This window comes from Candidatus Margulisiibacteriota bacterium (genome assembly GCA_031268855.1).
In the GTDB taxonomy this organism is placed as follows: domain Bacteria; phylum Margulisbacteria; class Termititenacia; order Termititenacales; family Termititenacaceae; genus Termititenax.
The window spans coordinates 1-10,576 of record JAIRWS010000098.1; the positions used below are offsets into that span (position 1 = coordinate 1).

12 protein-coding genes are annotated in these 10,576 nt (G+C 52.2%); 2 read left to right on the plus strand and 10 right to left on the minus strand.

The window, feature by feature from the left end:
- The 9 genes from LBJ25_05890 to LBJ25_05930 all read right to left on the minus strand — a co-directional run.
- Nucleotides 1-99 (minus strand): BrnT family toxin (locus LBJ25_05890; GenBank protein ID MDR1453486.1); only part of this gene is annotated, 99 nt, incomplete at its 3' end.
- Nucleotides 100-341: 242 nt separating this feature from the next.
- Nucleotides 342-1,736 (minus strand): M23 family metallopeptidase, encoded by a 1,395-nt coding sequence (locus tag LBJ25_05895; GenBank protein ID MDR1453487.1) that lies wholly within the window; start codon nucleotides 1,734-1,736, stop codon nucleotides 342-344.
- Entirely contained in the window at nucleotides 1,733-2,548 is an 816-nt protein-coding gene (rsmI, locus tag LBJ25_05900) for a 16S rRNA (cytidine(1402)-2'-O)-methyltransferase (protein ID MDR1453488.1), read from the minus strand. The genes LBJ25_05895 and rsmI overlap by 4 nt, the downstream gene beginning before the upstream one ends.
- A gap of 4 nt (nucleotides 2,549-2,552) precedes the next feature.
- Nucleotides 2,553-2,945 carry a polymer-forming cytoskeletal protein gene (locus LBJ25_05905; GenBank protein MDR1453489.1) on the minus strand — a complete coding sequence of 131 codons (393 nt, stop codon included), beginning with the start codon at nucleotides 2,943-2,945 and terminating at the stop codon, nucleotides 2,553-2,555.
- 35 nt (nucleotides 2,946-2,980) lie between these two features.
- Nucleotides 2,981-3,898, minus strand: coding sequence for a M23 family metallopeptidase (locus LBJ25_05910; protein MDR1453490.1), 918 nt, complete (start codon nucleotides 3,896-3,898; stop codon nucleotides 2,981-2,983).
- A 104-nt stretch (nucleotides 3,899-4,002) separates the two neighbouring features.
- Complete coding sequence (locus LBJ25_05915; protein MDR1453491.1) at nucleotides 4,003-5,937, minus strand: ABC transporter permease; 1,935 nt, start codon at nucleotides 5,935-5,937, stop codon at nucleotides 4,003-4,005.
- A 9-nt stretch (nucleotides 5,938-5,946) separates the two neighbouring features.
- Nucleotides 5,947-6,912, minus strand: a complete 966-nt coding sequence (locus tag LBJ25_05920; GenBank protein ID MDR1453492.1) for an HlyD family efflux transporter periplasmic adaptor subunit — start codon at nucleotides 6,910-6,912, stop codon at nucleotides 5,947-5,949.
- Nucleotides 6,912-8,195, minus strand: coding sequence for a TolC family protein (locus LBJ25_05925; GenBank protein MDR1453493.1), 1,284 nt, complete (start codon nucleotides 8,193-8,195; stop codon nucleotides 6,912-6,914). The genes LBJ25_05920 and LBJ25_05925 overlap by 1 nt, the downstream gene beginning before the upstream one ends.
- A gap of 155 nt (nucleotides 8,196-8,350) precedes the next feature.
- The gene (locus tag LBJ25_05930; protein ID MDR1453494.1) at nucleotides 8,351-8,575 is read right to left on the minus strand and encodes a helix-turn-helix domain-containing protein; all 225 of its coding nucleotides are present in this window, start codon (nucleotides 8,573-8,575) and stop codon (nucleotides 8,351-8,353) included.
- A 197-nt stretch (nucleotides 8,576-8,772) separates the two neighbouring features.
- Here LBJ25_05930 and LBJ25_05935 point away from each other — a divergent pair, with 197 nt between their 5' ends.
- Nucleotides 8,773-9,648 (plus strand): hypothetical protein, encoded by an 876-nt coding sequence (locus LBJ25_05935; protein ID MDR1453495.1) that lies wholly within the window; start codon nucleotides 8,773-8,775, stop codon nucleotides 9,646-9,648.
- 134 nt (nucleotides 9,649-9,782) lie between these two features.
- Nucleotides 9,783-10,076 carry a type II toxin-antitoxin system Phd/YefM family antitoxin gene (locus LBJ25_05940; protein MDR1453496.1) on the plus strand — a complete coding sequence of 98 codons (294 nt, stop codon included), beginning with the start codon at nucleotides 9,783-9,785 and terminating at the stop codon, nucleotides 10,074-10,076.
- On the opposite strand, the gene LBJ25_05945 is transcribed toward LBJ25_05940, so the two are convergent.
- Entirely contained in the window at nucleotides 10,073-10,300 is a 228-nt protein-coding gene (locus tag LBJ25_05945) for a helix-turn-helix domain-containing protein (GenBank protein MDR1453497.1), read from the minus strand. The genes LBJ25_05940 and LBJ25_05945 overlap by 4 nt on opposite strands.
- Nucleotides 10,301-10,576 lie beyond the last annotated feature (276 nt).

Here is a 10,576-nt window from a genome sequence, read left to right on the forward strand (position 1 = left end):
GCAAAACTGATCATTAAAAATATACTGCGCATCCGCAAAGTCCACACCGTGTTTTGCCAAATTCTTTTTATTTTTTTCCTCGTCCCATTCAAATTCCAGACTGGATAATAACACATACACATACAAATTGTCAATACAAAACATCTTTACTTCTCCTTTCTGTAGATAACCGGCAAAATATCTACAATATAGAAAAGCAGCAAGATTTTTGCCTGCGGAACTTCACAAGCGCTAGCGACGTGAAGTTCCGCCTAGCCGGTGGCTCGGTCAGCCACCGACACTTCTGCGGCGACTTGTGGTCGCACGCAGTCGCAAGCCTGCGTAGCAGGCGACGTATGTTTTTACAAATTACCCTGTGCGGTGAAAACGTTGAGATTCAAAAAGCGTGTCGGGTTGACCGGACGGTTATAATAATGCACTTCGTAATGGCAGTGATTGCCATTGGACAAACCGGTCGAACCCACGCGCGCGATGAGCTGGCCTTTTTCCACTTTTTGTCCGGCCGCGGCCAGATTGGCGGAGTTGTGGCCGTAAAGCGTGGAAAACCCGCTGCTGTGTTCGATCTCCACGTAATAACCCAAACTGGTTGACCAGCCGGAATTTATAACAACACCGGCGGCCGCGGCATAGATCGGCGCGCCGTGCCACGCCGGCAGATCGACCCCGCGGTGAAAACGCGGCGCGTTGGCTATGGGGTGATGCCGCCAGCCAAAATCCGAATAAATATAAGAATTCTTGACCGGAAAAATCGACGGCGTGTAATCAAAGCGGCGCTGATAAGCCCGCACATTGGCCTGCAGCTCCTCGAAAGATTTGCGGTAGGCGGTGATCTCCTGCAGAGACATTTTGAGCAAATGTTCCACCTGTTTGAGACGCTGATTGGTTTCCGACGAATCCAGCGCGACACTGTAGGCCGGATAATTGATGCTCGGGTACAACGTTTTGTACAGCGTATTTTGGCGGCGCCGCTCCTGACGCCGGAAAGGAATTTTATCCAGCCAGGAAATTTTTTCCTGCTGACCGGCCAGCGCGCTTTTAATACTGCGCAGCCAGTGCTCGGCCAGTTTTTGCTGGGACAAAGGCTCCCGCAGGCGCGCGGTGTCCGCGTTGAGCACGACAAAGATCGGCTGTTCGTTGATGTAGGCGTAAATCGAATTGCCGCTTTTTTTCACGCGGTATTTGCGCAGCGTAGTTCGGCTGGCCAGTAGTTCTTTGAGTTTTTCCGCAGTGACCAGTGCGCGCTGAAAAGCCAGCGGTTTGGCGCTGTCGTCAAAATATTCGACGACAATGGCGTTGTCGATCAGGACGCGGCCAAACTCGCCGGCCTGGCTGACGATGCGGTGCGTTGTGATCAGCGGATAAGCGCTCAATTCTTTTTCTGACGGCTGCATTTCCGTAAAACCGTTATTCACCAATTCCTTGATCTCTTCTTCGCGGGTTTTCAGCTCGTGAATATGCGCTTTGACCTGCGCCTGTTTTTCCGCGGCAATGCGGATCTTGGTGTGCAAAAGCTGGTTTTGCGAAATAATATTTTGATAGTCCGCGGTGGCCTGTAAAAAATAAACGGTGTGGCGCGCCACGTAAAATGTGAAAAAACACAGCAGCGCGCTCAACACCAGAATCGCGGCCAGCGTGGCGAAACTAAATCCAAAGTAGAGCGGCGCGTGTCTGTCGCTGGAACAAAAAGCGAAAGAGATATACCCCCTCTGCTCTATCTGCCTTTTGGCTTCCTTCATTGCAGGGAGTATATAATTTTTTTCAGGTGATTTCTAGCCAGCTGAAAAACTTTCGCGGTAATATCAACGCGCTGACTATCCGGCAGGCCGGCTTTTTGCAGCGCGGCCAAAAGTTTTTTGGCTTCCGGCGGGATTTCCGTGCAGTCCGCCGCGCTTCGTCCGGCCAGCACGATGACAAATTCGCCGCGGGGAGTTTGTAATTTGGCCAAAATTTCCGCCGCCGCGCCGCGCCAAAATTCCTGATATTTTTTGGTCAATTCCCGCGCGACAAAACACTGCCGCTGAGGAAAAATCGCGGCGATGTCTTGCAGGGCCGCGCTGATACGGTGCGGCGCTTCGTAAAAAATCAGCGTGCGGGTTTCATTTTGCAGCGCGGCCAGAGTTTTTTGCCGCGCGGCGGGCTTGCTCGGCAGAAATCCTTCAAAAGCGAAACGGTCGGTCGGCAGCCCCGACGCGGCCAGCGCGGTGATCAGCGCGGTCGGCCCGGGGATCACGTCGATATCCAGACTGGCTTCCCGCGCGGCGGCGACGAGATGATAACCCGGGTCGGAGATCAGCGGCATGCCGGCTTCAGAGAGCAGCGCGACGGTTTGACCGGCTTGGAGTTTCTCCAGGATTTGCGGAGTTTTTTCCTGTTCATTGTGGTCATAAAAAGAAATGATCTTTTTGCCAAGGCCGTGTTTTTGCAAAAGCCGCGCGGCGGAACGCGTATCCTCGGCGGCGATCAGATCGGCCTCGCGGAGTTTCTGCAGAACGCGCGGCGAGATGTCGTCAGGATTGCCGATAGACAGACCGCAGACAACGAGTGTCATTTGTTTAGCGTCCGGAACGGCCGAACTTTTCCTCTTCGTATTTTTTCTTGGAAGTGATGATGTCCATATTGACATTGCCTTTGTACACCGCGCCCTCGTCAACGATGAGCCGGTCGCCGGTGACATCGCCGTACACGCGGCCGGTGCCGGTGATCTCCAGCCCGTTGATCGCTTCGACAGTGCCTTTGAGTTCGCCGGAAACGATCACGCGTTTGCCGTAAACATTAGCGCTGACCACCGAGCCTTCACCGATGTAAATATCGCCCTGCGAGTTGATCGTGCCATCAAAATTGCCTTCGATGCGCATGGATTCCTGTGTGTCTAAAATTCCTTTGAAACTTGTGTCTGGCCCCAGAATTGTGTAAATGCCGTTGATGTCTCTTCTTCTCTTGCCCATGGTATACCCCTGCGTATACTACAGGGTTTTGCGGTTTACTGCAACAGTCTGGCCGAGCGGATATTGAGATTTAAAAATTTTTCCGGATCAAGCGTGCGGTTGCGGTATTCCACCTGATAATGCACGTGCGGGCCGGTGGAAATGCCGGTGCTGCCGGCCTGCGCGATGACCTGGCCTTTTTTGATGCGGTCGCCGCGTTTGACCAGATTGCGCTGATTGTGGCCGTAAATTGTGCGGTAGCCGTTCTGATGGTCGATAATCACGACATTGCCGAAGCCGTTGTCCCAGCCGGAAAAAGTCACGTACCCATCGGCGGTGGATTTGACCGGACAGCCCATCCAGATTGGAATGTCGGAGCCGGAGTGAAATTCCGTTTTGCCGCTGAAAGGATGCGTGCGAAAACCATAGCGCGACCAGATCGTGCCCGGCACCGGACTTTCCGACGGAATATTATTGAACTGCGCGGCCAGCGCCGAGCCGACGTCGCGGAACATGACCAGCTCCAGTTTTTTGGCGGTAATGTATTCGCTCAAACTGGCAATATTCCGGGAAATTTCTTGCGGCAAATCATTGAGCAATTCGCCGCCCGACCTGGGCTTGCGGATCGACGCTTTTTTTAGCCCCAGCAGTTCACGCAATTCCTGATCGCGCTCTTCCAGCTCGTGTATGCCGGTTTCCAGCTCTTTGGTTTTGTTGTAAAAAACTTTGATCTGCACGGACTGCGTGCGATTTTCCGCCTGCAAAGCGTAATAATGTAGCAGACGTCCAGCGATGTAGGACGAATACAGGAAAAAGACGATAATCAACGCGATTATCAGCCCCAGGAATATGCCCAGCGTAATCGCCAGCCAGCGGGGCAGATTGAGACGGAACACCTCCCGCATGGAATTATGCGGCAGGATCATAAAGGTGATAAATTTACGGCGCTCACCTAGATCGCGCTGATGTACCATAAAACTCCTTGACTTAAATAATTGTATTACAAAGCAAACATTAAAACAATATTTTTACATCTATATATCGTAATTTGGGGGCAAAAAATTGCAAAAATTTTGGCTTATTCGTAACGCAGGGCTTCTATCGTGTTGAGGCCGGCCGCCTGACGCGCGGGCATGATGCCGAAAAGCAGACCGATGCTGATGGAAAAACCGGAGGACAGCAGTATCGAGGCTGGCGAGACATAGGTTGCCCAGTTCAGAATTTTGGCGATCGCCAAAGCCGCGGCGCAGCCAAGAATAATGCCGAGCAATCCGCCGCAGCTCGTCAGCACGACGGACTCGATGAGGAATTGCACCAGAATGTCTTTTTGTCCGGCGCCGATCGCTTTGCGCAGGCCGATCTCGCGCGTGCGCTCGGTCACGGACACGAGCATGATATTCATGATGCCGATGCCGCCAACGACCAACGCGATAGCCGCCACTGTGCCGAGGAGTATGCTCATGGTCGCGGAAGTGGCTTTGATGGCTTCCTGCATTTCGGACATGTCCCAGATGTCGATGGCCGCTTCGTCAGCTTCGGTTAATTCAGCGGTCTTGCGCAAAGTTTGTTTGATCGCGGTTTTGGCGCCGACGATATTTTCCGCGGCGTCGATTTCCACTTCGATATTGTCGAGATATTTTTTGCCCATAGTGCGGTGCATGGCGGTCGTAAGCGGTATCAGCGCCATGTCGTTGCCATTGCGGGAAAAGCCGCGGTCTGGCATGACGCCGATCACTGTAAAATTTTGTTTGTTGAGCTTCATCGTTTGGCCGAGCGGATTTTCATTGGCAAAAAGTTTTTCCACAATGGTCGAGCCAATGACCGCCACGCGTTGCCTTTCCTGTATTTCCAGCTGGCCGAAAAACCTGCCCAGTGTCGGCGCGGAATTATGCATGCGCGCGTAAGCCGGCGAAACGCCGTACACCGTCGTATTCCAATTGGCGTTTTCGTTGGCGACCTGCGCGCGGCCGGAGACCTGGCCGGAGATACTGGCGATATGCGGCACGGCGCGCAGATCGTTGAGATTGGCGAGGGTTAAGCGGCTGTAAGCGGCCGCGCCTAAACTAACGCCGGTGGTGCGCTGCGAACCCTGCCGAATAGTCAGGAGATTGGAGCCAAGCGAGGTCAGGTTGGCCTCGATAGACCGTGACGCGCCGTTGCCGACGGCGAGCATGGCGATCACCGCCGCCACGCCGATCAAAATGCCGAGCATCGAGAGCAGAGTGCGCAGTTTGTTGGCGCTGATCGACCGCCAAGCCTGCCGCAAATGATCGAGCAATTCCGCGCCAGCCTTTTTGTGTTCGACAAAATTTAGTGCTTCCAGTTTTTCGGCGGCGATGTTTGCCAATTTTTTTTCGTCGCTGACAATGCGGCCGTCGCGCATCGTGATTATCCGTCCGGCCTGCGCGGCTATTTCTTTTTCATGCGTGACCATCACGATAGTCATGCCGTTTTGATTTAAATCTTTTAAAATTTTCAGAACTTCTTCTTCGCTTTTAGTGTCGAGATTGCCGGTCGGCTCGTCGGCAAAAAGGATCACCGGATCGTTCATCAGGGCGCGCGCGATCGCCACGCGCTGTCTTTCACCGCCGGACATTTCGTTGGGGTTGTGTGCCGCGCGCCCGGCCAGCCCCACGCTGGCTAGTTTTTTCAGACCCAGCTTTTTGTTTTTGCTCTGGCCGGCGTAGATCAGCGGCACGGTGACATTGTCCAGCGCGCTGATGCCGGGCAAAAGATGAAATTGCTGAAACACGAAACCAGCCATGTGCCGGCGGATATGGCAAAGCTGGTCGGCGTTCATCCGCGCGACGTTTTTCTGGAGAAAAATATATTCACCGTTTTCAGGATTGTCGAGAAATCCGAGAATATGCAGTAGCGTGGATTTACCGGAGCCGCTCGCGCCCATGATCGCCACGAATTCACCCTGCCGGATAGTCAGATCAATGTCTTTTAGAGCTTGAAAACTGATCTTGCCGTTGGTGTAAGTCTTATTGATTTTTCGCAGCTCAAGCATAACCAGCGGCTATCTGGCAGTCCGCGCGCCGCCGCGGGCATTATTTCTGTTGGGCATAAATGGCGAACCGCTGGCCGCGCCGCCGGTCGCGCCCTGTCTTTCCGCGATGAGCACAATGTCGTTTTCGGTCAAGCCGGAGATTATTTCGATCTGGCCATTTTGCGCCAGACCGGTTTGCACCGGCGTTTTTTGCCGGCCGGCCGGCGTTTGGATAAAGACGGACGCGCTGCCGCCAGAATAAGTCAAGGCTCTTTCCGGTATCAGCAGTGCCCGGTCTTTTTGCCGGCGGATGATCTCGATATTGGCGCTCATGCCGGAACGGAAAATCGCCGGTATTTTGTCAGGCGTGATTTCCACGGTATAAATCGTCACATTGTTGACGACTGTGGACTCATAAGAAATTCTATTGATACGGCCGGCGATCTGCACATCGGGATAAGCATCCAGCGTGATCGCTGTTTTTTGGCCAACTTCCACTTTGCCGATGTCGGTCTCATCGATCTGCGCTTTGACGATGAGCGTGTCAGCCAGCACGAGTATTTTGGTGCTAGTGTTGACGGTCTGGCCGGGTTCTATCGAGCGCACGATGACACGGCCGGCGATTGGCGCGAGAATAGGCGTCGGTTTATAAACATCAGACCAGTATTGGACTTTTTCCGCGCCCTGCGTGCTGGCTGTGTCGAGCAGAGCCGCGCGGTCGGTGGAGCTCATCAGCGCCAGCTGCTCTCCGGCCTGCACCAGCGTGCCCTCTTGCACAAAAATTTTATCGATGCGTCCACTGATCGGCGGAATGATCTCCAGACGATTTTGCGGCTCGACCGTGCCGGTGGCGGAGATGATCTCACGCACCACGCCGTACTCCGGACGCGCTTCGCTGTAGGTGACGACATTTTTTTGCGCTTGCCGTTTTTGGTAAAAACGCAAACCGCCGACGGCCACCAGGATAATTAACAGCGCCAGCCAAAATTTTTTCATTAGAGAGTTTCTCCTTTCGCGTTCAGCCAACCGGCTTCCTGCAATAATGCGTCAATGCGCGCGTTCAGTTCCTGCTGCTGCGTGTTGATCAGCGCGTCCTCAATGATTATCCAGTTGTCAAAAGAAATCAAGCCGTTGGCATACTGTTCGGCGGCGATCGTGCTGCGTTCGGTCGCGGCCTGCAGTTGTTCTTGCGCCGCGCCGATGCTGTCGCCCGCGTCCAGCAGTTTGTCCCACGCTTCATCTAAAGTCAGAAGCACTTTTTGTTTGCTGGCGCTTAATTCCAGATCCTGGATTTTTTCCTGCAGCTCAGCATTGCGCACCGCGCTGCTTTTTTTGCCGCCGTCAAAAAGATCGAAACTCAGGCTGCCGCCCAGCGACCAGCTGCTATCCTCGCTGTTGGTGTTTTCACCGTTGGCCTGGCTTTGCGCCCAGTTTTTGCCGAGGCTGCCGTTGAGATAGACCGCGGGAATGTAAGCGGCTTTGGCGATGGCCGTGTCGTACTGCGCGCTGTCCAGTCTGGCGGCCACGGACAGCAAAGTAGGCGATTGATCCAGAAGCGCCAGCATGTCCGGCTGGCTGGCCGTGTCTGTCGCGGCGCGGAAATTGTCGGTGATCAGCAGCTCCTGCGCCGCCGCGTCCACGCCGAGAGTTTGCGCGAGTTTTTGTTTATTTCTCTCCAGGCGGCGCGTCAATTGTTTTTCCGACAATTCGGCTTTGGCCAGATTGGCTTTGGCGGTCAGCAGCGAGCCGCGATGTTCCAGACCGCCGGAATAACGCAGCTCGACCAGCTCGTATTGCTGGCTGCGGCGCGCCGTAACTGTTTGGGCCAGCTCCAGAGACTGCTGGGTTTGCAGTAGCGTGCAAAATTCCTGGCGCAGCTGTAAACGCAGATTGATCTCCGTGATCTGGTAATTTAACTCTTCCGCTGCCAAAGCAAGTTTGCCCTGCTCTAGGCGCGGCCAGGTCTGCGCGTCGTATACCTGCTGCTGCGCGGAAAGCCGCGCGCTTTCGGATTGACGCGGCACGGCCTGTCCCAGGTCTTCATTTTGTCCGGCGCTGGCTCCGGTATTCGCGCCGAGACTGCCGCCGAGCTGCGGGTACAGGCCGCCGTATAGAGAATCCAGGCTGATTTTTTTGGCGTCTACTTTGGCGCGCGCGGTCTGCAGAGCTAAATTATTTTTTTTGGTTTCCGCTAAACAGTCTTCCCAGGTGTACATTTGCGCCGCAAGCACGGAACAAAGCAAAGCGACGAACGGTAAAGCTTGTTTCAGTTTTTTCATAGTGGATATACAATTCTAACAGAAAAAAAGTTCCCGCGCGGTCGGTAACTGTAAGCCCGCTAGGGGGCGGAGTTGAAATATGGACACTGAGCGGAGTATCCTGCGGATACGCTGGCGAAGGGAGCGAGGTATGCCATTCAGTGTCCGCGCTGCTTTTAGAAATCGATCAGGCTTTTAGCTGTAACGCCGAGAGCTTTGGCGATTTTAATTAAAGTGGGCACGGAAACTTTGGCAGTGCCGCGGGAGATGCGGTAATAATAAAGCAGGCCGACGCCCAGTTCATTGGCAAAATCTTCTTTGGTCAGTTTTTTATCCAAACGAAAACTCTCGATTTTTTGTCCGAGCTGCACTAACTCGGAACAGACCACCGTAGAATACATCTTATGCCAATCCCGATCCGAAGGATATTTTTTTATCCTGGTAATTTTATTGATAATAGTCAGCTCCTTAAATTATCACATCGGATAATTTTCAAAATGGTAGTTTCAGAAAATTTGACTTTTAATAACTCATGTGTTAATATTTATCACATGAGTTAAAATAAAATTTGATTGGCAAAAAACAAAGGGGGATTTTTATGGCAAACGCAGGCAATTACACTGACGCGACGGACACGGATTTCAAAGCGGAAAGTTATAATATCGACGAGGGCAAAAAGCTTTCGGCTGAGGGTATGCGGGCGGCTTTGCACACCAGGGAAAATGTCGCCAACAAGCAGGTTGCTTCAACGGACGACACGGCGGATACTCTGACCGCCAATTCCAGCGACAGTTATTACCCGTCAGCCAAACTGGCCGGAAAAAACCTCGATGCGTTGAGAACTACTAAAGAGGACAAAAGCAATAAAGCCACGGCAATTAATGCTGAGAATCTAAACGATCCGGCCAAATATCCGACGATCGGGGCGGTGACAGCCTGGGCGACTGCTACATTAATGGACATTTTTTTGCCGATAGGGACAATAATAGCTATGCATAATAAGACTTATTACAACACCGCCAATGCCGCGTTCAAGGCTAAATGGAAAATATGCGACGGCAATAATGGCACGCCGAACCTGACTAACTTATTTCTGCGCGGTATGCCTGACGGCGGGACAGTTGCGGTCGGCAGTGACAGCACGACGCTGACGACCAGCAACTTGCCGGATCATACTCATACGTTTACGGGAAATAATGTTACTGGCGGTTTTGGCTGGATTGGATCCGATGGTAATAATTCGAATTCTTATCTATTTACGGCTGCGTATGGCTGTTTTTCAGGCGAATCTCAGGCGAATCCCAACAACACCTACACTCCAGACCATGATGGTTGGGGCGCTCGCGGTTATAGGGGTGTTGGTTTTTCTATGACGCCCAGCGGCTCAGTCACCGGCGGCGGTGGCAGTCCGCAGACAGCCGTTCCCATTGTGCCAAAATATTACGCGGTCATCTATGTCATGAAAGTGGCCTGACTTACGAGAAATTTCTGGCTTGCGAGATATTGCTACATTTCGTCCTCATGGCAAATTTTCCCACGCTCCTGGCTTGACGTTTGTGCCTCATTTGTGCTACAATAGTGTCACATATTTTAGAGAAGGAGATTATCATGAAATTTCTATCTATTCGTGAATTAAGGACTTCGACCAATAAGCTCAAAAGTCTGCTGGCCAAAAACGGCAATATTATAGTCACCACGAATGGCAAGCCGCTGTCTTTAATGCTGCCCGTTGATGAAACTAATATGGATGAAACACTGTCCGCTGTGCGGCAGGCTGAAATGCGACGCCTGATCAGCAAGATGCAGACGCAGTCTGTGAAAAGCGGCACGGATAAAATGACTATGACGGAGATTGACGCGGAAATCGCCGCCTCTCGCCGAGAGCGTAAAAATAAACGCTAAAAATCGATCAAATCTTTTACTTTAATATTTAAAAAATCGGCGATTTGTTTGAGCCGGAGAACCCCCGGCGAGATATTGCCGTATTCCAGACGGTAAAGATAATACTTTGAAACATTGGCCTCAATAGCAAAACGATCGCGGTTGTAGCCGCGTTTCTCCCGGTAATACTTAACTTTGTCGCCCAGTTTTTTGAGCACGGGATCTTTAATTTTAGTTATAGTCATCGGCAGGCGCTCCGTTTTAGGAAAATATTGACAATTCTCTAACAGGTGTTATAATTTAGTCCGTACATAATAGTGAACGATTTTTTAAGAGGGGGTATCTTTATGGCAAACGCAGGCAATTACACTGACGCGACGGACACGGATTTCAAAGCGGTGAGTTATAATATCGACGAGGGCAAAAAGCTTTCGGCTGAGGGTATGCGGGCGGCTTTGCACACCAAGGAAAATGTCACGAATAAAACAGACGCCATAAACAGCAGCAACAATTCAAGCAAT

Coding starts and splice junctions, on each gene's coding strand:
- LBJ25_05895 (MDR1453487.1), bottom strand. CDS start 1,736: ATGAAGGAAGCCAAAAGGCAGATAGAGCAGAGGGGGTATATCTCTTTC.
- rsmI (MDR1453488.1), bottom strand. CDS start 2,548: ATGACACTCGTTGTCTGCGGTCTGTCTATCGGCAATCCTGACGACATC.
- LBJ25_05905 (MDR1453489.1), bottom strand. CDS start 2,945: ATGGGCAAGAGAAGAAGAGACATCAACGGCATTTACACAATTCTGGGG.
- LBJ25_05910 (MDR1453490.1), bottom strand. CDS start 3,898: ATGGTACATCAGCGCGATCTAGGTGAGCGCCGTAAATTTATCACCTTT.
- LBJ25_05915 (MDR1453491.1), bottom strand. CDS start 5,937: ATGCTTGAGCTGCGAAAAATCAATAAGACTTACACCAACGGCAAGATC.
- LBJ25_05920 (MDR1453492.1), bottom strand. CDS start 6,912: ATGAAAAAATTTTGGCTGGCGCTGTTAATTATCCTGGTGGCCGTCGGC.
- LBJ25_05925 (MDR1453493.1), bottom strand. CDS start 8,195: ATGAAAAAACTGAAACAAGCTTTACCGTTCGTCGCTTTGCTTTGTTCC.
- LBJ25_05930 (MDR1453494.1), bottom strand. CDS start 8,575: ATGTATTCTACGGTGGTCTGTTCCGAGTTAGTGCAGCTCGGACAAAAA.
- LBJ25_05935 (MDR1453495.1), top strand. CDS start 8,773: ATGGCAAACGCAGGCAATTACACTGACGCGACGGACACGGATTTCAAA.
- LBJ25_05940 (MDR1453496.1), top strand. CDS start 9,783: ATGAAATTTCTATCTATTCGTGAATTAAGGACTTCGACCAATAAGCTC.
- LBJ25_05945 (MDR1453497.1), bottom strand. CDS start 10,300: ATGACTATAACTAAAATTAAAGATCCCGTGCTCAAAAAACTGGGCGAC.